Source organism: Clostridium akagii DSM 12554, from assembly GCF_000686725.1.
In the GTDB taxonomy this organism is placed as follows: domain Bacteria; phylum Bacillota; class Clostridia; order Clostridiales; family Clostridiaceae; genus Clostridium_I; species Clostridium_I akagii.
Genome location: NZ_JMLK01000027.1, coordinates 24923 through 50136 on the forward strand (window position 1 = coordinate 24923; position 25214 = coordinate 50136).

Here is a 25214-nt window from a genome sequence, read left to right on the forward strand (position 1 = left end):
TTAAACCTCCTCTGGTGAAATTATTTTTCCAGCTAATGCTGATGCTGCTGCTACTGCTGGGCTTGCTAAATATACTTCACTTTCAGGATGACCCATTCTTCCTACAAAATTTCTGTTTGTAGTAGATATTGCTCTTTCACCCTTGGCAAGTATCCCCATATGTCCCCCGAGGCATGGTCCACAAGTTGGAGTGCTAAAAACTGCTCCTGCTTCTACAAATATTTTAGCAAGACCCTCTTCCATAGCCTGCAAAAATATTTTTTGAGTTCCCGGCAATATTATTACCCTAATTCCCTTTTTAACTTTTTTACCTTTTAAAATTGAAGCTGCAATTCTTAAATCTTCCATTCTACCATTTGTACATGATCCAATTACGACTTGATCTATTGTTACATCTCCTACTTTATCTATGGTTCTAGTATTGTCAGGTAAATGTGGAAATGAAACTGTTGATTTTATATCCCCCAAATCTATATTGTAAACAGCTGAATATTTTGCATCTTCATCAGCTACAAATATCTTTGGTTCTCTTTCTGTTCTACTTTTTATATAGTTTAATGTTACATCATCAACTGGAAAAATACCATTTTTCGCACCAGCTTCTATAGCCATGTTTGACACAGTAAATCTCTCATCAATTGACAAACTTTTTACACCTTCACCTGTAAATTCCATGGATTTATAAAGTGCTCCATCAACGCCTATCATTCCTATGATATGAAGTATTAAGTCTTTACCACTAACCCACTTTTTAAACTTTCCAGTTAGCTGAAATTTAATAGCTTCTGGTACTTTAAACCAAGCCTTGCCTGTAGCCATTCCAACCGCCATATCTGTGCTACCAACTCCAGTTGAAAAGGCTCCTAAAGCACCATAGGTACATGTATGTGAATCAGCTCCGATTACTACATCTCCTGAAATTACTAGGCCCTTCTCTGGGATTAATACATGTTCGATTCCCATTTCCCCTACTTCAAAATAATTTACTATTTCCATTTTTTTTGCAAATTCTCTTACTAATTTGCAATGTTCTGCAGATTTAATATCTTTATTTGGAGTGAAATGATCCGGAACTATAGCTATTTTGTTTTTATCAAATACCTTTGTTAATCCTAGTCTATTAAATTCATTAATTGCTACAGGAGTTGTAACATCATTTCCTAAAACCAAATCTAAATTACCTGTTATTAATTGTCCCTCTGTAACGTAATCAAGCCCTGCATGTGCCGCTAATATCTTTTGTGTCATTGTCATGGCATTTTTGCTCATTTTTGTTTTCCTCCTTTAAGAGACTATATTCTACGGAATCAACTAGCGCTTCAAAGCTTGCTTCAATAATATCGCTCGAAACTCCAATTGTAGTCCATGTTTTATGCCCATCTGTAGATTCAATGATAACTCTAACCTTTGCAGATGTTGCTTTTTCTGTGCCTATAACCCTTACCTTATAATCAGTTAAATACATAGATGAAATAGACTTGTAAAACACACTAAGTGCTTTTCTAAGTGCAATGTCTAGAGCATTAACCGGACCATAGCCGTCTGCAGCAGTTACTTCCACAGTTTCATTTACCTTTATTTTCATGGCAACAGTGGCACTTTTATCCGTGGTACTTGGTTTATCAATCATCATTTTATATTCTATAAGATGAAAAAATGGTCTAAAAAGTCCAAGTTCTTTTCTTACTAGTAGTTCAAAACTACCTTCAGCACCTTCAAATTGATAACCTTGGTATTCAAGTTCTTTTAATCTTTCAATTATCTTTTTTACCTGATCTGAATCTTTTTTAATATTAGGATCTACTGAATTTATAATAGACATTACCGTGCTTCTACCTGAAACTTCTGACATGAGTATTTTTCTTTCATTTCCAACAGTTTCTGGTGGCGCGTGTTCAAAAGAATGTGGGTTTTTATATACTGCATCAATATGCATTCCGCCTTTGTGTGCAAAGGCATAACTTCCAACGTATGGTTCTTTTTCATTTGGTATTACATTACTTACTTCACAAATATACCTATAAGTAGCTGTTAATTGTTCAAGGTTTTTTGGTGTGATTATATCATAACCCATTTTAACCTGTAAATCTGCAATTATAGTGCTTAGATTTGCATTTCCACATCTTTCTCCAAAACCTGTTATAGTTCCTTGGACATGATTTACGCCATATTTTACAGCAATAATTGAATTAGCTACTGCATTTCCTGAATCATTATGACAGTGAATACCTAAGTTTTTAAAATGGTATTTATCTATAAGTTCTTTTAATATTTCACTAACCTCAAATGGCATTGTTCCACCATTTGTATCACAAAGTACCAATGAATCCGCACCTGCTTTTTCTGCAACTAGTAAAACTTTAATGGCATAATCCTTGTTTTTTTTATATCCATCAAAAAAATGTTCAGCATCAAAAATCACTTCTTTATTATGTAATTTTAAATACATAATACTATCATAGATCATATTTAAATTTTCTTCTAAAGTTGTTTTAATTATATCTGTAACATGAAAATCCCAGGCTTTTCCAAAAATTGCTATAACACTAGTTCCAGCGTTTATAAGTTCTTTGAGGTTCTGGTCATCCTTTGCCTTGATACCTATTTTTCTTGTGCTTCCAAAAGCACATATTTTGGCATTTTTAAGTGGAATTTGCTTTATTTCTCGAAAAAATTCCCTATCCTTTGGATTTGACCCTGGATTACCTGCTTCTATATAGTTTATGCCTATTTCGTCTAGTTTTTTTACTATTTTCATTTTATCTGACACACTAAAAGATATACCCTGTGCTTGAGATCCATCTCTTAAAGTACTGTCAAAAATATACACTTTTCTCATTGTTCTTCTTCAACCATCTTATTAATTGCATTTATATATGCATTTATACTAGCTTCCATTACATCTTCAGAAATATCTCTGCCAACAAAAATATCATTATTGCCTTGAATCTTAACTGTAACTTCTCCTAATGCATCTTTACCATCTGTAACAGATCTTATGGAATAGTCTTTAAGTTTTATATCCATTTTCAGTGTTCGTTCAATTGCTCTAAAAGCTGCATCTATCGATCCTTCACCTGAAGCTACTTCCGTCAAAATCTCATCACCTTTAAGAATCTGTACCGCAGCAGTGCAAATTATATTATTCCCGCTGTTGATTTGGAAGGATTTTAACTTAAAGGTTTCATTAAAACATTTTTTAGCATTTACAATAGCTTCTATATCCTTTGATGTTATATCTTTTTTTCTATCGGTTAATTCTTTGAATTTTTCAAACGTACTGTTTAATTCTTCTTTGGTAAGCTCTATATTCATATCCTTTAAATAACTATCAAAGGCATGCCTACCTGAAGATTTTCCTAGAACTATATGTGAAGTATTTTTAATCCCTACAGATTCCGGAGTGATAATTTCATAAGTGGATTTCTCTTTTAATATACCATCTTGATGTATTCCTGACTCATGCAGAAATGCATTAGCACCCACAATTGCCTTGTTTGGCTGAATATAAACACTACTTAAAGAACTTACCAGATTACTAGTTCTATATATTTGTTCTGTATTTATATTTGTATAAACATCAAGGAAACTTTTTCTTGTTTCAATCGCCATTACTATTTCTTCAAGTGCCGCATTTCCTGCTCTCTCACCTAACCCATTAATAGCACATTCTACTTGAGTTGCACCACCCATTACGCCTAAAAGTGAGTTTGCTACCGCCATGCCTAGGTCATTATGACAATGAACACTAACATCTACCTTTTCAATTCCTTTTGTATTATCAACAATATATTTTATAAAATCACGATAGTCTGTTGGTATTGAATAACCAACCGTATCCGGTATATTTATTACTGTGGCTCCAGCTTCAATAACTTTTTCAAAAATATCACACAAAAAATCAGGATCACTTCTTGAAGCATCTTCAGCTGAAAATTCAATTTCATCAAATAAAGTTTTAGCATATCTAGTCATGGATATAGTTCTCTCTAGTACCTCTTCTTTTGTCATATTAAGTTTATACTTCATATGAACTTCTGAAGTTGCAATAAATATGTGAAGTCTTGGTTTTTTTGCATTCTTTAATGCAGCATATGCGGAATCAATATCACCCTTTACAGTTCTTGCCAGCGCAACTACAGTAGTATTTTCAAGGGTTTCTGCAATTTCTTTAACCGCTTTGAAATCATTGTCACTGGAAACTGGAAAACCAGCTTCTATAACATCCACATTTAATAATTCTAACTGCTTAGCTATAAGAACCTTTTCTTTAATATTTAAATTTACTCCTGGTGTCTGTTCCCCATCTCTAAGTGTTGTATCAAAAATTTTAATATGCTTACCCATAAAACTCCCCCATTTTTTAGCTAATATGCTTAGAAACCACGTTTATTGTGGAAATTTAAACTTGGTTTTATATTAAGGGGTATTCAAAAAAATAACTAGTAAGTACGCTAGTTATTTTTAATCATACTTCTTAATTTTCTATTTATTATTCCAAGACATCATTTTTCTAAGCTCAGCTCCAACGGTCTCTAATTGCTGATTCTTTGCTCCATTTTTCTTAGCATTAAAATATGGTCTTCCAACTTGATTCTCAAGAAGCCAATTTCTTGCAAATACTCCATCTTGAATATCTTTTAGAATGCCTTTCATAGCCTTTTTAGTATCTGAAGTAACTATCTTATCTCCAGTGATGTAATCTCCATATTCAGCTGTATCACTTATAGAGTATCTCATCATATTAAGACCACCTTGATTTATTAAATCAACGATAAGCTTCATTTCATGGCAACACTCAAAATATGCCATTTCTGGTTGATATCCAGCTTCAACTAATGTTTCGAATCCAGCTCTAATAAGTGCTGATACTCCACCACAAAGTACTGCTTGCTCTCCAAATAAATCTGTTTCAGTTTCTTCTTTGAATGAAGTTTCGATAACTCCAGCTCTTGCTCCGCCTATTCCTAATGCATATGCAAGTGCAACATCTTTTGCTTTTCCAGTAGCATCTTGATGAATTCCTATTAGACAAGGAACTCCCTTACCTTCTAAGAACTGACTTCTTACTGTATGTCCAGGTCCTTTTGGTGCTATAAGGAAAACATCTACATCCTTTGGAGGTACGATTTGTCCAAAATGTATAGCAAAACCATGTGCGAATACTAAAGCCTTACCAGGCGTTAGATTTGGTTCAATAGATTCTTTGAAAAGTTGACCTTGTTTTTCATCATTGATAAGAATCATTATTATATCTGCTTGTTTTGCAGCTTCTGCTGCTGTTGTAACTTTAAGTCCTGCTTCTTCTGCCTTTGCCCAGGATTTACTCCCGTTGTAAAGACCAACAATTACATCCACTCCACTTTCATGTAAATTAAGTGCATGTGCATGACCTTGACTACCGTAGCCAATTACAGCCACCTTTTTACCTCTTAAAATTCCTAAATCACAATCATGTTCATAATAAACTTTTGCCATATTAAATGCCCCCTAGTATATTTATTTAAAAATTTAGCTACCAACCAATTTGTTTAAGTGCACAAATCATCTACCCCAAAAATAAGCATTTTACAACTTAAAGATAACTGAAATTTGCTACTGCATTTCTCAATACACATTGTTGATTGAATAGCTGCAATTTTCACTAACTTTTCAAAAATCGTACCACCAAAGAAATTAATTGTCAACAAATTCATTGTTTTTTATTGATTATTAACAGTTTCACAAAATACAACCCACTTAATTTCTAATTCAGAAGTATTTATCTGTATTTTAATGATAAATAGTAAATTTGAACTTTCATCCAAAAATCAGTTGACTAATTATTGCGAACATAGTATATTTAGACATAAATATTAAAGCATTAAAAACGTTGAAAGAGAAAAGTAAGTGTATGGGATGTCCAAAAGAGAGCGGGGGTAGCTGAAAACCTGCGGATAATTATATGCCGAAACTCACTCTGGAGTTGCAGACTGAAATTAATAGTAAGTCGTGCCGGCATTGCCGTTACAATTAATTAAGATATAAATTTGGGTGGTACCGCGAAGCAGTTTCCTCGCCCCAGGCAGGAAGGCTGTTTTTTGTTTTCAAAAAATTTCGGGCGGTACCACAAATAGAACACACGCCCTAGGGTCCGTGTGTATTTTTTTACTCTTTTTTAAATTTAAGTATTGATTATAAATATTAGGGGGCTTTAAAATTGAAATTATTAGGAGCTAAGGTATTACTAGAATGTTTAAAGGAACAAGGTGTTGATGTAGTTTTTGGTTATCCAGGTGGGGCCGTATTGCCAATATATGATGCACTGTATGGTGAAAGAAAAATCAAACATATACTTACAGCCCATGAGCAGGGGGCTACTCATGCAGCTGACGGTTATGCTAGAACTACGGGTAGAGTTGGTGTTGTTATAACCACATCCGGTCCAGGAGCAACTAATACAGTTACTGGAATTGCTACAGCCTACATGGACTCAGTGCCTATGGTTGTTTTTACAGGGCAGGTTGCACAACCCTTTATAGGTAAATCTTCTTTTCAAGAAGTTAATATAACAAATATCACCTCTTCAATCACTAAAGAAAACTATGCAGTTCGGGAACCAGAAAACCTTGCGGACACCATAAGAAAAGCCTTTAAAGCAGCACAAAGTGGTCGTCCAGGTCCAGTACTTGTGGATATTCCAAAAGACATACAGATGGCTGAAATTGAATATATTTTTGTTCATTCTGAAAAATTAGTTCCTAAGGAATTTAATTCAAACCTTACAGATGCAATTAGACTAATAAATGAATGTAAAAAGCCAATGATATATGCTGGCGGTGGAGTAAACATATCAAATGCAGCTGATGAATTGTATGCTTTTGCTAAAAAAATAAACTCTCCAGTCACCTGCTCGCTTATGGGAATTGGCGCTTTTCCAGGAAAAGATGAACTATACACTGGAATGATAGGAATGCATGGAACTTATGCATCCAACCATGGGGTTTCACAATGTGACCTTTTAATTGCAATTGGTTCTCGTTTTAGTGATAGAGTTACAAGTAAAATAAGCAGTTTTGCACCAAATGCAAAAATAATTCACATAGATATAGATCCTTCTGAGTTCAACAAAAATATACCTGAAGATGTATCTATATGTGGGGACGTGAAAAAAGTACTGGTGGCACTTCAAGATTTAATATCAGAAAAAAAAGAAGTAGAATGGCTAGAGCAAGTTTCTAAGTGGAAAAAGGCCCATCCTCTAAATTATCTAGATGAAAGTACATTAAGCCCTCAACTTATTTTAAACAAGCTTTATAATATAACAATGGGTGAGTGTATAATCACTACGGAAGTAGGACAAAATCAGATTTGGGCAGCTCAATTTTTTACCTTTAATAAACCACGAACCTTTATTACTTCTGGAGGTCTTGGGACAATGGGTTATGGTCTTAGTTCAGCTATAGGTGTATGCATTGGAAATCCTGATAAAAAGGTAGTAAATGTTGCTGGAGATGGAAGCTTTAAAATGAATTCCATAGAACTTTCCACTATATCAAAGTACCAATTGCCAGTAATACAACTAGTTTTTAATAACCATGTACTTGGAATGGTCCACCAATGGCAAGATATGTTTTTTGAAGGTAATTTCTCTCATTCTGAATTTGGATCTGAAGTTGACTTTGTCAAACTTGGAGAAGCTTACGGTATAAAATCCATTCGTATATCAAAAAACGAAGAGATTGACGACGCCTTAAAACTTGCAGTACAAGCAAATGCTCCATTTATTATAGAATGTGATATATGTCCAAATGATAAGGTATTCCCTATTGTAGCTCCAGGTGCAAATATTACAGACCTTATGGAAAATTAAATTTAATTCATGTGATAAAAAAAGTGCTGCAATAAAGCTAACTAAGCTACCTTCAATATAAAGGTAAAACCCTGAATAAAGATATTAACTCCATTCAGGGTTTTTATAAAATTTATTTTACTGTGGTAATAAAGCAAATCTTATTATAAATATCACCGCTAGTATGTATACCAATGGATGAACCTCTTTGCGCCTACCAGTAGCTACTTTCATTATTGGATAAGCTATTAATCCAGCTGCTATACCATTTGATATACTATAAGTAAATGGCATCATAACTATTGTTAAAAAAGCTGGGAATGCTTCAGTGAAATCATTAAAATCAATTTTGGTTACTGCTGATATCATTAGTACTCCTACTATTATAAGTGCTGGAGCAGTTGCTTCTGTTGGAACCATACCTACAAGTCCTGAGAAGAACAATGCAACTATGAAAAGTAGTCCAGTTACTAAAGATGTAAGTCCAGTTCTACCACCTTCTGCAACTCCTGCAGTTGATTCAACGTAAGTTACTACAGTACTTGTACCGAAAATAGAACCTGCAGTTGTAGCAACTGCATCACATATTAATGCTTTTGACAAATTTTTAACTCTGCCATTCTCATCTAACATATTTGCTTTTTCCGCTGTTCCAACTAATGTTCCTATTGTATCAAACAAGTCAACTAAACATATTGTTATTACTACCATTACTAAACTTGTTAAAGCAATTACTAAGCCACCCTTTGCATCAAGAAGTCCTGAAAAATTCATTTTAAAGAAAGTCGATGATATGCTTGGTGGTGCGCTTAAAAGTTTACTTATTGCTACTGGATGAGTTATCTTCATTGGTATCCCTATTATTGTAGTAACAATTATACCAATTAATATTGAACCTTTTATTTTTCTAGCCATTAATATTGCTGTAATTACAAGTCCTATTAATGTTAATGCCGCACTTGGTTCTATTAGTTTACCAAAAGAAACCAAAGTATCTGGATTGGCAACTACAACTCCACCATCCTTTAACCCTATAATTGCTATAAACAAACCAATACCCGCTGATATAGAAAGTTTTAGAGTTCTAGGAAGTGCATCCACTATTTTCTCTCGTATAGAGGTTAACGTTATTATTATAAATAAAATTCCTGAGATAAAAACTGCTGCTAATGCTTCCTGCCATGTATAATGTAATGTTAAAACTACCGTGTATGTAAAAAATGCATTAAGTCCCATACCTGGTGCCTGAGCAAATGGTAGGTTAGCATATAATGCCATGATAAGTGTACCAACTGCAGATGCTATACATGTTGCAACGAATACACCATTTGGGTTCATACCCGTAATCTTTAGTATGTTTGGGTTTACAAAAATAATATAAGACATTGCAATAAAAGTTGTAAAACCAGCTATAATTTCTGTTCTGACGTTAGTATTATTTTCTGTCAGTTTAAAGTATGATTCCAAAAAACCATTTTGTTTGTTCGGTGTTGAATTCAAAATTTATTCCTCCTCTAAATATAATAAAATTTCCGGTTTGCCTACAAGTAAACCGCTAGTTCCATATTTTATATAAAAGAAATAAAATATAATCTATTCAGTCACCCATAGACAAGATTTTACGGATCTTGGTAGAAACTCCCAAACCAATTTTTAGGATTATACGGATGTAATATTTTATTTTACTACAAAGCGAATTTTATCACTTAAAAAAACAAAAGTCAACATAAGTTATATTTTTCGAATTAAGCTATATATTAATGTAATAAAAGTACGATAATATAATGTAGCTACTATATTTTACTAGTGTTACTAATTGTAAATGAGGTGTGAAAAATGCTAGCAAATAAAAAATCATTACCAATCAATCAGTTAAAAGTTGGAATGTTATCAGCAAACAATATAAATTTTGAAAACAGATTGCTACTTGCTAAGGGTTCTACTATAACAGAATCAGCAATTAAAACATTAAAACAAAATTATATAGTTGATAGTGTTGAGATTTACATTCCTAATAGTTCTGAAGAAGTGCCTGGAATTAAAGTTACAACTGCTCAAGAGCTTGAAACAGCTTTTAATGAGTTTTCTTCAAGTTTAGAGAATGTATTTAATAGTCTTTCCAAAAACATTGAGGAATTAAGAGCTTTTTCAAATAAAATTCAAGATGAATTTTCAAGGACAGGATTAGTTATCCGAGATATAATCTTCTCAAGCACTACTAATATAAGCATTTATAGACACAGTGTTAACGTATCTGCCATTGGTTTTATACTTGGAAAATGGGTCGGCCTTAATGAAACCGAAATAAATTTATTAACATATTCAGCATTATTACACGATTTTGGAAAAACCAAAATAAATAAGTACATATTAAATAAAAAAATCAATCTTACATTAAGCGAAAAAAACATTATAAAATCTCATCCCATTCTAGGTTATAATTTTGTCAAAACTATTCCATATTTGGATTCATCCGTAGGATATGGGGTACTTATGCATCATGAGAGAAATGATGGTTCTGGCTACCCATTAGGCATTAAAGAAGAAAAAATACATAAATTTGCTAAAATAATAGCAATTGCAGATTTATTTGACAACATTAGCTCCAATAGTACACAAAATCCTTTTGATGCACTGAGAATTATTCAAGAGGAAAGCCACTATAGCCTCGATATTAAATATTGCAATATGTTTTTACACCATATAATAAATTATTGCATGGGAGAAACCGTTATTTTAAATGATGATCGTCATTGCAAAGTTATCAAGGTTGACATAAATGATCTAGCTCACCCACTACTCCTAGATGAAAAGGAGAACAACTTTATTGATCTAAAAGAAGAAAAAAATCTATATATTAAAGATATGCTTGTTTCCTAATTATTTTCAAAAAAATAGGGATATAAGTAGATCCCATTGCCTGGATCTACTTATATCCCTATTCATTTATTTTTCCAAGAAAAATTTTCTATAACTCTTATAACTATCTTTCTTCAGACTTATCTATCATATCTAAACATTGGCCTGCACCAATAACAACGCAATCAAGAGGAAACTCTGCAATAAAAGTAGGTATCTTAGTTTCACTAGATATAAGTTTATCTAGACCTCTTAGCATAGCTCCGCCACCTGTAAGCATTATTCCTTTATCCATTATGTCCCCTGAAAGTTCTGGTGGGATTTGTTCAAGGGTAGTTTTAATTATTTCCAGTATCAATGATACTGAATCCTTCAAAGCATCTTGTATTTGACCCTCTGTAATAGTAATAAGCTTTGGAAGACCCGTAGGTAAATCTCTTCCTATTATTTCCATAGTTAGCTTTTCGTCATCTTCTTCATAATATGCTGAGCCTAGTTCAATTTTAATATTTTCAGCTGTTCTTTCTCCTATGAGTAGATTAAATTCTTTCTTCATATAGCTAATTATCGCCTCATCTAATTCATCTCCTGCTACTCTTAATGAATTACTTACAACAATTCCTCCAAGAGAAACAACCGCTACTTCAGTGGTACCTCCACCTATATCAACTACCATACTTCCAACAGGTTCATTAACGGGTAACCCTGCGCCTATTGCAGCTGCCATAGGTTCCTCAAGAAGCATAACCTTACGTGCTCCCGCTTGATTTGTTGCTTCGGTAATTGCTCTTTTTTCCACCTCTGTAATTCCTAGTGGATAACAAATTACAATTTTAGCACTTGAAAAAGTATTTCTTCCAGTAACTCTTTCAACAAAACTCTTGAGTAATTGTTGAGTCATTTCAAAATCTGCAATTACACCATCTTTTAGTGGTCTAAAAGCCACAATATTTTCTGGTGTTCTGCCTATCATATTTTTAGCCTCTAATCCTACGGCTAAAACATTTTTATTCATAGTATTTATAGCAACCACAGTAGGCTCTCTTAACACGATACCTTTCCCTTTTACATATATTAATGTATTTGCTGTTCCTAAATCTATTCCCATCTCTTTAGACATTCCGAAAAATCCCAATTAAAAATCTCCTCTCAAATTTATACTACATCGATTGTTCATATTTATATAAAAGAGAATATATTGACTTTCTCTAATCTTTTCTATGTAAATCAGAATTATTATCTTACACTATATTACAATTTTTTATTCACAATCTATGTACTATATTATTCTGTCATCCTACTTTTTTCTTCCTTCTCTTCTTGCTCTTTTAGTTTATACTCATACAAAAGGTAAAGTTCTTCTATTTTAGTATTAAAATATTTGGGAACTATTTTTACTTGTGTTATATTACCAAGTTTATTTAAATCATCAAAGAATTTTTTGATTCTGTTTTCTATTACTTCTATATTGCTAAATTTAACCTTTTCAATTATAGCATCACACTCATCATTAAAAATCCTAACTACTAATTTAACCATATCCTCAGTCATATCATCTGTTAATTGATTGTCTTCATTTATACTTCCATTAACAATCCATTGTTTAAATTCTATGGCTTCTTTTGATTTAATCATATTTATTTGTTTTTCTCTTATATCTTGAAGCATTGTAGACCCTTTTTCAGAATTTATTAAATTATACATAGGCTTATAAACTCCGTAACTCTGCTTTAAAATATCTTCATCTAAAGATATAATTTTAGATTTTAAGCTATCTACTGATCTTTTTACATTATTGTATTCCCCATTAAGTTCTTCAACTGATTTCGTTTTACTTTCAATTAAAGCATTATATTCATTTGTTTTTTGCTCAAGTTCATTTATCTTTTGTTCAATAAGATCTTCATATTCCCTCCTTTTGTTTTCGCTTAGCTCATCATATTCTGCTGTTTTTTCTTGAATTTCTTTTTCTTTTAGCGCAATCAGATTCTCATATTCCTTATTTTTATTTTCACTTAATTCATCATATTCTATGGTTTTATCTTCAAGCTGTTTAGCTTTTATTTCAATTAAATTATCATATTCATTTGACTTCTGTTCATATTCTTTAGTTTGGTAGTCAGCTTCGTTACTGTATTCTGTATTTAGTTCTTCTATAGCTTTTGTTTTTGTTTTAATTAAGTTATCATATCCTTCAAGCTCCACTTCACGTTCTTTAGTTTTAGCTATAATTTGACTCAATGCCATTTGTGTTGGAGTTAACCTTATATTTTTTAATCTTTTATTTTCCTCGATTAGTCTTTCAAACTCAATCTTATTTTGTTTTGTGTTTAAAACATCCTTAATAGACGTAAGTATTGCCATTGAAAAGCCTCCCTTATTTCTTTAATGATTTATATTATACCATAAAAAATTCATTCATAAATATGGTAATGTCGCCCATGGCTTTTCTGTAAACAAACAAAATATTGTATAAGAGGCAGGAGTTGTTTATTTATCATGTCAAAATTCGCATTTTTATGCTATATTATGGTATATTTTTCATATAAAATTATAATCTTATATGGATGTAAACAGAATATGAACAATTTTGTTATGATTATAAAAATTATGGATGCACTCTGTTTTAATAACGAAAAAAACATTGCATTAGTACGTAGGACCGGTGCCTAGGTACTAATGCAATGCAATACTTCACTGATTTTCATTTAGGATATAACATAAAATATATTAGTGTAATTATTAAACTACCCTGCCATTTGCTCCCCAATCTTTTATCTCATCAAAAACTATATAAACATTATCTTTAGTTATAGACAATTCTTTATCAAGCAAGCTACATACCTTAGCCGTAATTATCTCCTTATATTTTCTCTCTGCTGTTCCAGATATCTTTATTTCAATAAATGCAGCCTTATCTTTTTTATCCCCTCTAAAATATAGAGTATGGTCATCATTAAAACTTACCATTAGTTGTTGCTCACTTTTACCTGGAAAATCGGCTATTATTTCACCTAGTTTGGATTTTATCGTTTCTTCACTATCCTCTGTTAACTTTACAGTTAATGTTAAATTTATATATGGCATATTTATTCCCCCTTGTATATTCTAAAATTCACTCTAGTAATTATTATAGACAAATTCATGTTAGTTGTAAAATCATATTAATTTAATGAAACATTTATGATTTTCATTGTATTTTTCTATAATTGTGCAACAATGGAATAGTACTTAATTTTTGTATAATAAACATAATGATAAACAGGGGTGACAACATGAAGAAACTATATAATACTAATCGTTTTAAATTACCTGGTGATTACCGTAAAGATTTTTATAAAGAAATATTGACAAATAATACAGTGCATTTAAGAATAACCTTTGTTATATTGTTTATAGTAAACATTATATTTGTTTGCCTAGATATTAAAGTCTTCAAATCATTATATAAAAATAAAATTGGATATCGAAATGTTTTGTATGCTAACATGCTAATTTTGTTTATTTCCCCTTTATATGTAACCTTAATTACTGTAATAAATAAAAAATTCCATCTACTAGTCAACAGGTTTATTGTTCTATTTATTATGACTTGGAGTACTTTTCTTTCCATTAATGCTCAACTTACTAATGGCCAAGTTTCAGCCTATATTTTGGGCATATTTTGTATATCCTCGATTATAATAATAAATCCATTCGAGAGTCTATTTTTATTTTTATTACAGTATGTGCTTTTTGTAATTGGAATTTTAAATGTAGATATTGATTGGGGTGCTAAAGTAAGTAATTTAGTTAGTGCATCCCTTTTGACAATATTAGCTTTAGCCCTAGCCAATATAAATTATGCCTACCACTTTAACAATTTCAAAAACAAAAAATTATTATCAGCAAAAAACGAAGAAATTAATAATCTTTACATTAAAACAGAAGATACTTTGAAAAAGCGAACAGAGCAATTTAAAGAAGCTAATGCACTTTTAATAAAAGAAATGAATGAAAAACATGAAATGGAACTTCAAATTGTTAAAACTAAACTATTAATTGAAGAAAAGCAAAAATTATTAAATGAAAAAATTGAATACGAAAAACTTAGGACAGACTTTTTCGCCAATATATCCCATGAACTTAGAACACCTCTCACTGTTATTTTTTCCGCAGAACAAATGCTTGATTTAATTATTAAGAAACCAAACATAGAATCTAATATAGATGATATTAGCAAATACATACATATCATTAAACAAAACTGCTATAGACTCATACGATTAATTGGAAATTTAATTGATATTACAAAAATGGATTCTTCTTACTTTGAATTAACCTTGAAAGATACGAATATTGTTAAAATAGTTGAAGATATAACATTATCTGTAGCAGATTTCATTGAAGGCAAAGATATAGGTCTTGTGTTTGATACTGAAATAGAAGAAAAAGTAATAGCAATTGATGAAATTAAGATGGAGAGAGTTATTTTAAATTTGCTTTCAAACTCAGTAAAATTTACTCCTCCTGGTGGAAATATTTATGTTAATATCTATGATAGAAATGAAAAAATAGTTATATGTGTTAAAGATACTGGAATTGGAATTCCCAGTGATAGGCATGAAACAATTTTTGATAGATTTGTTCAAGTTGATAAATCCCTGTCAAGAAATAGAGAAGGTAGTGGCATCGGACTATCTATTGTGAGTTCTATCATCAAAATGCATAAAGGTGCAGTTCGCCTCAAGAGCCAAGAAGGTATTGGAAGCGAATTCATTATCGAATTACCAGTGGAAAATCTAGTTCCTGATTTAAAATTTGATAAAACCATTGAATTGAGCAGCACTATTAATACGGAGATGATTAATATAGAATTTTCAGATATTTACTCATAATATTGTTCTTCAGTTGATAAATATTATTTATTAGTATCTATTATTGTTAAATAGCTGTATAATTTATTTATTAAAACAAGCACAATATTAGAGAAAGAAGATGTTAATTATGAAAGCTGTTGTTATTGAACAATATGGTGGGAAAGATGAATTAAAGTTAAAAGAACTGGATATACCAAAAATTCGTGAAGATCAAGTTTTGATTGAAATGCATGCAACTTCTATTAATCCAGTAGATTGGAAAATTCGTGAGGGGTATTTAAAAGATGCTATTCCCTTTGAATTTCCAGTTATATTAGGATGGGATGCTGCTGGAGTTATAGCTAAAAAAGGAAATAAAATAGAAAATTTTAATGTAGGAGATAGAGTATTTGCAAGACCAGAAACCAGTGCAAATGGGACCTATGCAGAATATATTGCTACTGAAGAAACCCTATTAGCTAAAATACCCGATAATATAAGTTTTGAAGAAGCAGCTTCAATACCTCTAGCAACTTTAACAGCATGGCAGTGCCTTGTTGATATAGGAAGTTTAATAAATGGAGAAAAAGTTTTAATCCATGCTGGAGCTGGTGGTGTTGGTAGTATGGCAATTCAGCTTGCAAAAAGCTTAGGAGCTTTTGTAGCTACAACTGGGAGTGAGAAAAATGAAAAGTTTTTAAAAGATTTAGGTGCAGATTTAGTAATCAATTATGAAAAACAAGCTTTTGAAAAAGAACTTAAGAACTATGATTTAGTATTTGATACTCTAGGAGGAGACATTCAAAATAAAAGCTATATGGTATTAAAAGAAGGTGGCAAATTGGTTACCATTGTAAACCAACCCGATGAAAAAATTGCTAGTAAATACGGGGTTAAAGCAAGTTTTCATATGCTTATACCTAATGGATCACAACTTATAGAAATAGCTAAGCTCCTGAAAAATGGCAAGTTAAAACCTATTGTTGGACAGGTTTTTGAATTTAGTGAGAAAGGCCTTCAAGATGCACATGCCTTAAGCGAGACACATCATACAAAAGGAAAAATAGTTATTAAAATCAAATAATCTGTTTTGCAAAGGGAGCTGAAATAAATTCAGCTCCCAAGTTTTTATTACTTGGATTATAACACACATGAAATTTTATCTGCCTTGAAATAGATTTATTTTGTTATTTATAATTTTACCATTATCTATAATAATAGCATTTTTTAGAATATCTATTTCGTTTTGCTTGTTCTCAATAATATAATCTAAGTATTTACACACTTCACTACTTATAGATTTTGATGCTGATTTATAAAATAATGATGGTGTATGATCCACAACATAGTGTAAAACACCATTCACAAAATATGTTGGATTATCTATGGAAGTTATCTTGCTTGTTTCTATTCCACTATTTGAATCACAACTAATGTCTATAATCATTGAATCCCTTTTCATTCTTTTCAAATCTTCCTTGTAAATGATATGATCTTCACGGCTTGTATCCCATATAATTGCATTAACTAATACGTCATAGTTACTAATTTCTTTAGCGAAAAGTTTTTCAGTTCTTCGATTGTATATAGTAACGTCAGCTCCTAATTCAGTAAGCATCATACATGCCCCTAATGCAGCATTACCTCTTCCTAATATAGCTACCTTTGTGTCTTCAGGTAATTTACCATATAAAAGAAATGCATGATAGATAGCTGCTTTTCCTGCCAATTCGTTATTTTTCCAGAAAACATGTCTGCCTTCTTCAAACATATCTTCCCAAGCTATTCCGGTAAGCTTGTTATTTATAAATTTATCTGTTATATCTCTATTTTGTACTGCATGTATCCAACCAAATACAATTTGACCATCAATTAACCCATCTATATAATCAGAATCTCCAGCTTTAGCATCACAAATAATATCTTTTTTCAATATTTCTTCTCTTTCCTCAATGTTAGCCCCTTCTTTTATGAACTCCTCATCCTTTATTCCTAAGATTGAACCATATCCCTTTTCAAAATAGAGATTTTCCTTGTTTTTTATATTCTTAATATCTTCCAGTAATAAAGCTCTCCTCTTTTCATTTTCCTTATAGTTTATTGGAAATCCAACACTTTTCATAATAGAATCACTCCTTAATTAATATTATATACTACATCATTTGCTGTTTCAAAATAAGTTCCTAATATTGCGAATATTCCGAATTCACATTTTTTAAATGTTTTTTTATATCATCTTATAAATTCTATGTAAACCCATAGCTATTATATATTATACCACTGTATCGAAGTTATTTTCTGTATTTATAATTAGTCAGCTAAAAAATGCAAGATAAAATTACGAGCGGAGTAAACTCTTTATTTAATTTAGCCGTTGCTACCCCTTACTTAGTAATTGTATTCCCAAAGTTTAATTAAAATATTCTTCTTAATTCTTATTAGAATCACAGCAAAACAATTTTTGTCATATATTACATATACCTATTTTCGTTTAGATATAAAGGACACCCTTTTTAAAGGGCATCCTCCTTTTTAGTAATACAATAAATTAGATTTTTCTACATGTTAGCTTATTGTATTCATTCAGTAGTCCATCTAATTTCTGACTTAAGGCTACTAATTCTGGATCAGTTAATAAAGCTTTGTTATCCATTAACCCATGCATCAGTTGTCTTATTTCTTCAATTTTTAGGACTATTTCATCCATCCTTGTCATAATATCCCTCCTTTCACTAAAAACATTAGCAAAATTCGGCTACATTTACTATATTTTATATTAACATCACAAATAATAACTAATTATTATAATAATAAAAAACTGTGGAGAAATATATATTCTTATAATTGTAATATTCACTAATATATTTCATACAATATATATATAGTATGAATGTATGATAGACCCATTTTTATATGTATTGTTGTGAAAAGAAAGTCCAAAATTTTCTTTTGGACTTTCCCCTTTGAGCATATTTAATAATTATTGGCACCTACTTGTACTGATTAAGATTGTTGGTTTTATATTTTTAGAAAAATCCACCATATCCCCAATTATTATATCCGTATCCGTATCCATATCCAAATCCACCAAACGCGGCTCCTAATAATAGTCCCGCTGCAAGCAATCCAAGCCAAGAGCTATGAACACGACCAAGTCTGTTCCCATTCATATTATATACATTCCACCCGTTAAAATATCCTACTTGAATTCCTGCATTGTTATAAATATAGCCATTTGATACATACCCTATTGGATTATAATTGGAATCATATATCAGTGAATTGTTAACATATCCAATAATTCTATTACTTCTATCGTAAACAGTATTTCCTTGTAAATGACCAGCAACTCTTTCATTTTGGTCATATATTTTCTCCATTGATTCTCACCCTCTCATATAATAGTTAATTAAATGTGAAAATAAATCGCAATATATTATATGAACATCCAAGGATTATTGCCACAAATAACCATAAAAATCACCAATTCAGCAATGTTTTTTATGCAAAAAAAACACCTGTAGAGGAGACCTTTTTGTTTTGTCTGCTCTACAGGGTACATTTTATATCTTAATTATCCATACTATAATAATTGGCTAATTATTTTTACTCACATGGATATAAATAATTGGCTATGACACGAACATTTAATTCACAAGGATCGAATGCATCGTCGTCTGGAACTACAAACGTTATTGTACGTTCAATAGTACCACACTCTCCATTTTCTTTGTATAAAATTGTAGTAAAAGCTTTAAAAGCAAGTATTTTGTCATATTTTCCATATATAATACATGCTACAGCTACTTTTTTGTCATAGCATACATTGTTTACTTTTATTTTTACAGTTAATAATCTGCCTCCATGTTTTTCAATATTTATTGGATCTGCTTTAATAGTATGGCATAAATCACATGGACCACATGAATCACATGTGCCACTTGGATCACTTGGATCACTTGAAACACTTATTTCACTCGAAACACTCAAATCATTTGAAGCACTTGTTTCACTTAAAATACTTAAATTACTTAAATTACTTGACTCGCTTGAAGCACTTGATGCACTTGAATCAAAATGAGTGTGTTTATCCTTTTTATGGTGCCTATAATGTTCACCCATCTAATAAAACTCCTTATTTTTATAGTTACATATATCACTACAATATATGTTTAAAATAAGTTATATAAATTGATATATGTTCTTATAAATAAGATTACTATCTAAGAATATCTTTGTTATAGCCTTACAATTATTTTCATTAATGGGCTTATATATTATATATTAATATATTCCATGATACGTATTTATGTGAATACATACTATTAATTTTATATGCTACAAACACAACTCTGATTTATATCTTCTTGTGTTCTTAATTTCATATATCTCCAGTGAAATATATTTGCTACTCTTTGGGCATTTTACTCATATCCATATACAACACATTCCATCGGTGACCATCCAAATCAGCAAAACCACATCCATACATCCAGCTATTATTGTCTCCAGCCTCAGCATATATTGTACCACCTGCATTTACTACCTTTTTTGCCATTTCATCTACTTCTTCTTTAGTCTCTGCATCAATAGAAAATAACACCTCTGTACCATGCCTAGTATCCAAAATTTTATTTCCTGTAAAATTTTGAAAAGCAGCTTCTGTGAAAAGCATCACGATAACATTTTTATCTCCGATGACCAGGCAAGCCCCTTCATCTTTATTGACATACCTATCATCAAAAGAAAATCCAAGTTTGCTAAAAAACTTTTTTGATTTTTCTAAGTCTTTTACCGGTAAATTAATCCAAAGTTCCTTTGTCATAACTATCGCCTCTTTTTAGTTGAGTATTTTATTACTAGTATACTCTAAATGAATATACTACGCATGGATAATTTTTATGCACCAATACTCGTCAAATGGATATCTCATCATAATATATTTTATCAATATTCTCTATTTGTATTTATAATAATCCATTACAGACTTTTCTTCAAAGCCACACGCCTTGTATAAATTAAGTGCAATATTATTTTTACATTCCACATCCAATTCAACATCATTTATACTTTCTTTATTAATTATACGTAAAATCTCTATTAAAGTTGATTTTCCATAACCTTTACATCTAAAATTTGGCAATATTCCAAAACCACATATAAAGGCAGAATTATCGCTGTATTCTATCCTAATTTTACCGATAATTGATTTTTTTAATTCAACCATATATGTTACCGTATTTATGATTTCCTCTTCCTCCGGAAAACTTTCACACTCTTCTAATCCATAAAAAAATAATGCATTCTGTCTTGCTATTTCTTTCCTGTCTGCTTTCTCAGCTTTTCTTAAACTGATTGAATTTGTATTTTCTAAAGAAGTTTTGTTAAGTAGCTTCATTCTATACTCTGAAAAATCATATTTCCCATGTACAGCCTTTATAAAAAAGGCTCCCGATATTGATTTACCATCTGATAATAGAAGTATCTTATTAAAGTTTCTCTTATTGCACTCATCTATTGCAAGTTCAAACAGCTTTGTAAATAAACCTTTCCTTCTAAAGTCTGGATGAGTCATACCATTGATTTCAGCATTATTACCTCCAAAGCTTGAAACACCAAGATAGGCTACTAAAACATCTTCTACATAATATAAAAATTCATTAATTTTTTTTAAGTCTATTTCAGAATTTTTATATACACTTATCTTATAATCTAATTCTAATTTTAAATTGTTCTTGTCATTGGATCTGCAAATCTCTTGGAGCTGATTTATTTCTTTATATTCCTTTTCTGATATATATTGTTTTAAACAAATAACTTTTTTCAATAGTAATCCACCTCTTCATACAAATTTAATTTCCATGCTAATTTATGATACTTTATCATTATTACAAAAAATACTAATATTATGGCTTAATTACTATTTCGACACAATTAGCCTAAACTATAGCACATATATTATATTAATTACATCTTCTTTATTCAATTTGAATTCCTCCCCCATTCTTTTGTATAAAAAAAAAGCCCTTATTTTAGACTCTAAATTTTATAAATCTTGAATAAATTTTTTAATTATTGATTTTAATTCCTCATTGTTTTCAACGTACAATACATGTCTTCCTTGCATAATTTGAACCTTTTCATTTGGAAACATAAAATTACTATAATGATTGAGTCCAACAGCGAAATCCTCGTCACCAGTTATGACAAGTACAGGGACTATTATTTCTTTTGTAATGTCATAATAACTTATAAAATACTCTTTATTGCTAAAAGCCTGATTTGCCATATATGTATTAATATTTTTTATATTACTAATAGTATCATTTACTTTTAGAAAGTTCTTATAATCTTTATATTGAAGTTTATAAGATATATCCTTCTCTACAAGCATATTAAAAATATATTTCCATTTTTCCAATACAGAGTTACAATCTTCTATTTGTAATTTTTCTTGAGACAAAAATTCAGAGCCGTAAAATACTTGACTTTTAAGTGAGTCTTCTATATTTAGAGTACAATTTAATAGAATCAGCTTGTCAACAAATTTTTCAAATTTGTTGACATAATTTACAGCGATAATTCCCCCAAATGAATGTGCCATTACTATCCACTTTGATATCCCTAACTTTTTTCTGATTTCTTCAATATCTTCTACAAGCCTATCTATTGAATAATCACTATCTATTCCTCCTTCTGACCTTCCACTTCCCCTTTGGTCAAAATATAATAGTTTCATAAACCCTTCCAATGAATTACCACCTAATATTTCAAAATCATAACTACACCCTCCTGGTCCACCATGAATAAAAATACAAGGTATACCATTCCCTGACTGTTTTACATATAAATTAACTTTATCACTCATTTCTAAATACATTAATTATCCCCCCGCTGTTCAATTTCTATATATAGTTATGTAGTAATTTTATTTCGTCAATTGGTTATAATTTACTCTAGTGACTTAAATTCTACAATAATTATATCACATTATTGGTAAATTTAATATTATCTTGATTATTATTGTAAAATTATCCAATGGGATTGTATTGTCTATTGAAGCTTTGAAATATCTATCATGCTGATTACTTAAAACCAATTTGCCTGTTCCTTTTAGCCACCTTTTTATTAGGTCATATTTTATTATTTGAAATTTATTTATTTACATTTTTGTGTTGAACATATTCAATTATAGTGCCATCTAGATGTTTCACAGTCAAATTCATTCCTGTCGGAACTTTTTTTAAGTCTCTAATAATTAAAGCACCATTCTTTGATTGAAATTGTCCATATATGTAGAATGCTTGTTTCATAACTCCTTCAGTTTTAAAATTAGCTTTAGTATAAGCTTTAGTATAAGCTTTAATTGCTCCAATATTTTTTTCTGAAACTGTAAGCATAATTCTGTTAAGCCCTAATAATTGAAAACCATTTTCAATTATTTTTTTAGTTATAAATGTACCAATACCCTTGCCATGATAAGATTTATCCCCAATAAATATAAAGTATTCTCCAGATAAATTCACTTCACTAATTTGTGATATTCCAGTATATCCAATTAACTTTTCGTTTGTAATATCTACGATTGCCTTATTGTAAGAAGAATTATCTAATAAAATCTTGTCAAACCATTGTGATATTTCATTTGCTGAAATATAGATGATGAATATCTTATAACTTCCTTATCCTTTATCCATAAAAAGAAATGTTCTTTATCTGATTTTTGTAAATTTCTAAATTTAATATTAATATTAATTACCACCTTATACATTCATAGCACTAGTTATTTAGTCCACAATAATTTACCAATATGACTTAATTAACGATAATTGTATCATATTAGCATGTAATAAACTCTTATTTTTGTATAAAATAGATATTATTTTTATCTGCTGTTTCTGGTTCATAGTATTCATCCCATGTTAATAAAGAAATGCAGAAAAGAGCTACTGATAGTATTTGAGAATTAATAAGTTCTAAGAATGGCAAAATAAAAAACACCAAGCTATTAACTTAGTGTTTTCAATGGACGAGTAGCCCTGTAAGCCGAGTTCTGTATTTGAAATTGCCTATATAATTATAAATGAATATATGTAATTATATCCTTTTGAAGTATTGATTCTTCTTTATTTCAGCTATATAAATATAATTATAAATATATGAATATAAACAAGTATTTTCTTATTAGTATGGCAAGAGTATGGCAAAATTTTTCTTGCCATACTCTTTATTTTTAAACCCTCAAATTAGAAAAGTTTTTTTATTTTAAACACATCTCTAATTCTACTTTCAATAATTTTCATATCATCTCTCATTAACAAATATTTAGAAATAAATTGTTCAATATTATCAGTGTTAGTTCTAAATAAGTATAATTTAGTTAAATCGAATTTAGAAATATCGTAGTATTCCTGTTTATTGATATCCTTTAATCCAAAATGTAACATATTCCTCAAATCGCGTCCAAATTTTCTTGAATATAAGCTAGAAATCTTAAAATTATTGCTATTAAATAGCTTTTGCAAATATGCTTTGTCTTTTGAATATTTCAACATATTTTCAATGCTATCTAATGATTCATCATATTTAGTTGCGACATATTTCCCTAAAAATAATACCCACATTATGTTAGCATCATGCAAATTTCCACTTTCTAATATATCATCAACTAATATAGATATATAACTTAATTCAGTTAAAATTAAAATAAGTCTAAATGCCGTAGTATAATCTATGTCAATATTTTTAAATAGCTTCTCACTTTTATAGTCAAAAAACTCTATATGCAGCTCCACATTTTTAAACTTAATCATAGGTACTTTAATATCTGCAACTTTTGTTGATATTAAAAATAATATTGATGATGTAGTACTTGAATATTTTATTATTTGTTCTGGTGTCCAACTTGAGCCATCAACTTCATATAAGTAGTGATTATAAAAATAATCAGTGCCTAAAAATAAACCACTATTATTAATAATTTTATATATTAATGAAATATCATTTCTCAATAAATAAAATAAATCATGATTTTTCAGCTTAAATTCATCCAATTTACTATCTATTATATTATCAGCTTTATCTTTATAACTTCCATAAGTGTTATATAAATGTATATTGTTCCGAATTAATTTTAAATCATTGAAATAATCTTCTTGATATCTATTGGGAATTGCTTCTTTAATTGCTTTTTTAATAGTATTATCTTCTATAGAATTAATGAAATTGATAGATTCATATACAAATACAGAAATATCAGGAATTAACTTAGCTATTAGAAATGAAATTCCATTTGCATTTCCATATCTCGCTTTTACATTATTATATTTTTGATTCATTTCTATATAATGTTTACAAATAATCATATAACATTTTGCATTCATAGCAATATCAATTAATGAACTATAGTATTTTTCTAACATAAAGTACACCTCATTTTTATTAAATATTCTACATAATTTTAAATATTCCTGCTTAATTTTACAAAAGAGTAAAAACAAAGAGTGGCACAAGCCACTCTTTAAAATAATCTTTATTTTCATTCTGTAAACTGGCTTGTATCAATGCTTTATGGTGCACCCAGGGGGAGTAGAACCCTCGACCATCAGATTCGAAAATAGCGATTTTATAAATTGTTATAATGTTTTATAAATGGCTGTATATAAGGCTTTAAGCCATACAACTAT

General features: G+C 30.2%; 21 protein-coding genes, 1 riboswitch and 1 other annotated feature. Of the genes, 4 read left to right on the forward strand and 17 right to left on the reverse strand.

What is annotated here, in order from left to right:
• The 4 genes from leuC to ilvC form a co-directional block, all read right to left on the reverse strand.
• Nucleotides 1–1269 carry a 3-isopropylmalate dehydratase large subunit gene (gene leuC, locus BR66_RS0113160; protein ID WP_423219383.1) on the reverse strand — a complete coding sequence of 423 codons (1269 nt, stop codon included), beginning with the start codon at nt 1267–1269 and terminating at the stop codon, nt 1–3.
• A complete protein-coding gene (gene cimA, locus BR66_RS0113165) occupies nt 1211–2839 on the reverse strand; it encodes a citramalate synthase (protein ID WP_026883352.1) in 1629 nt (542 codons plus the stop codon). Before cimA ends, leuC begins: the two co-directional genes overlap by 59 nt.
• Nucleotides 2836–4347, reverse strand: a complete 1512-nt coding sequence (locus BR66_RS0113170; RefSeq protein ID WP_026883353.1) for a 2-isopropylmalate synthase — start codon at nt 4345–4347, stop codon at nt 2836–2838. The genes cimA and BR66_RS0113170 overlap by 4 nt, the downstream gene beginning before the upstream one ends.
• Before the next feature lie 138 nt (nt 4348–4485).
• Entirely contained in the window at nt 4486–5478 is a 993-nt protein-coding gene (ilvC, locus tag BR66_RS0113175) for a ketol-acid reductoisomerase (protein WP_026883354.1), read from the reverse strand.
• A 385-nt stretch (nt 5479–5863) separates the two neighbouring features.
• Nucleotides 5864–6066 (forward strand) — a binding site (T-box leader).
• Between the two features lie 133 nt (nt 6067–6199).
• Between ilvC and ilvB the strand changes: the two genes are divergently transcribed.
• A complete protein-coding gene (ilvB, locus tag BR66_RS0113180; protein WP_026883355.1) occupies nt 6200–7852 on the forward strand; it encodes a biosynthetic-type acetolactate synthase large subunit in 1653 nt (550 codons plus the stop codon).
• A gap of 117 nt (nt 7853–7969) precedes the next feature.
• On the opposite strand, the gene BR66_RS0113185 is transcribed toward ilvB, so the two are convergent.
• Entirely contained in the window at nt 7970–9334 is a 1365-nt protein-coding gene (locus BR66_RS0113185) for an NCS2 family permease (protein WP_051624235.1), read from the reverse strand.
• 85 nt (nt 9335–9419) lie between these two features.
• Nucleotides 9420–9518, reverse strand: a riboswitch (purine riboswitch).
• Between the two features lie 149 nt (nt 9519–9667).
• On the opposite strand from BR66_RS0113185, the gene BR66_RS0113190 reads away from it, so the two are divergent.
• Nucleotides 9668–10711, forward strand: coding sequence for an HD-GYP domain-containing protein (locus tag BR66_RS0113190; protein ID WP_026883357.1), 1044 nt, complete (start codon nt 9668–9670; stop codon nt 10709–10711).
• Nucleotides 10712–10814: 103 nt separating this feature from the next.
• On the opposite strand, the gene BR66_RS0113195 is transcribed toward BR66_RS0113190, so the two are convergent.
• The 3 genes from BR66_RS0113195 to BR66_RS0113210 form a co-directional block, all read right to left on the reverse strand.
• Entirely contained in the window at nt 10815–11825 is a 1011-nt protein-coding gene (locus tag BR66_RS0113195) for a rod shape-determining protein (protein WP_026883358.1), read from the reverse strand.
• A gap of 149 nt (nt 11826–11974) precedes the next feature.
• A complete protein-coding gene (locus BR66_RS24855; protein ID WP_051624236.1) occupies nt 11975–13054 on the reverse strand; it encodes an SNIPE associated domain-containing protein in 1080 nt (359 codons plus the stop codon).
• A 378-nt stretch (nt 13055–13432) separates the two neighbouring features.
• The gene (locus BR66_RS0113210; protein WP_026883359.1) at nt 13433–13777 is read right to left on the reverse strand and encodes a phenylpyruvate tautomerase MIF-related protein; all 345 of its coding nucleotides are present in this window, start codon (nt 13775–13777) and stop codon (nt 13433–13435) included.
• A gap of 188 nt (nt 13778–13965) precedes the next feature.
• On the opposite strand from BR66_RS0113210, the gene BR66_RS24860 reads away from it, so the two are divergent.
• Complete coding sequence (locus tag BR66_RS24860; RefSeq protein WP_051624237.1) at nt 13966–15567, forward strand: sensor histidine kinase; 1602 nt, start codon at nt 13966–13968, stop codon at nt 15565–15567.
• Between the two features lie 109 nt (nt 15568–15676).
• Entirely contained in the window at nt 15677–16612 is a 936-nt protein-coding gene (locus tag BR66_RS0113220) for an NADP-dependent oxidoreductase (protein WP_026883360.1), read from the forward strand.
• Between the two features lie 75 nt (nt 16613–16687).
• Here the strand turns inward: BR66_RS0113220 and BR66_RS0113225 are convergent, their stop codons facing one another.
• The 9 genes from BR66_RS0113225 to BR66_RS0113265 all read right to left on the reverse strand — a co-directional run bounded on the left by BR66_RS0113225 (nt 16688) and on the right by BR66_RS0113265 (nt 24950).
• Entirely contained in the window at nt 16688–17650 is a 963-nt protein-coding gene (locus tag BR66_RS0113225) for a N(5)-(carboxyethyl)ornithine synthase (RefSeq protein WP_035796222.1), read from the reverse strand.
• Nucleotides 17651–18076: 426 nt separating this feature from the next.
• Nucleotides 18077–18244 carry an aspartyl-phosphate phosphatase Spo0E family protein gene (locus tag BR66_RS0113230; protein ID WP_026883362.1) on the reverse strand — a complete coding sequence of 56 codons (168 nt, stop codon included), beginning with the start codon at nt 18242–18244 and terminating at the stop codon, nt 18077–18079.
• A gap of 310 nt (nt 18245–18554) precedes the next feature.
• Complete coding sequence (locus tag BR66_RS0113235; protein ID WP_026883363.1) at nt 18555–18908, reverse strand: 5-fold beta-flower protein; 354 nt, start codon at nt 18906–18908, stop codon at nt 18555–18557.
• A 226-nt stretch (nt 18909–19134) separates the two neighbouring features.
• Nucleotides 19135–19650, reverse strand: coding sequence for a hypothetical protein (locus BR66_RS23845; RefSeq protein ID WP_242841159.1), 516 nt, complete (start codon nt 19648–19650; stop codon nt 19135–19137).
• Between the two features lie 286 nt (nt 19651–19936).
• Nucleotides 19937–20353 carry a VOC family protein gene (locus tag BR66_RS0113245; protein ID WP_026883364.1) on the reverse strand — a complete coding sequence of 139 codons (417 nt, stop codon included), beginning with the start codon at nt 20351–20353 and terminating at the stop codon, nt 19937–19939.
• 132 nt (nt 20354–20485) lie between these two features.
• Nucleotides 20486–21355 carry a GNAT family N-acetyltransferase gene (locus BR66_RS0113250; RefSeq protein WP_026883365.1) on the reverse strand — a complete coding sequence of 290 codons (870 nt, stop codon included), beginning with the start codon at nt 21353–21355 and terminating at the stop codon, nt 20486–20488.
• A gap of 219 nt (nt 21356–21574) precedes the next feature.
• Nucleotides 21575–22408: an alpha/beta hydrolase gene (locus tag BR66_RS0113255; RefSeq protein ID WP_026883366.1), complete on the reverse strand. Its 834-nt coding sequence runs from the start codon at nt 22406–22408 to the stop codon at nt 21575–21577.
• A 274-nt stretch (nt 22409–22682) separates the two neighbouring features.
• Complete coding sequence (locus BR66_RS26445; protein WP_084156518.1) at nt 22683–23198, reverse strand: GNAT family N-acetyltransferase; 516 nt, start codon at nt 23196–23198, stop codon at nt 22683–22685.
• Nucleotides 23199–23774: 576 nt separating this feature from the next.
• Nucleotides 23775–24950, reverse strand: a complete 1176-nt coding sequence (locus BR66_RS0113265) for a hypothetical protein (RefSeq protein ID WP_026883367.1) — start codon at nt 24948–24950, stop codon at nt 23775–23777.
• Nucleotides 24951–25214 lie beyond the last annotated feature (264 nt).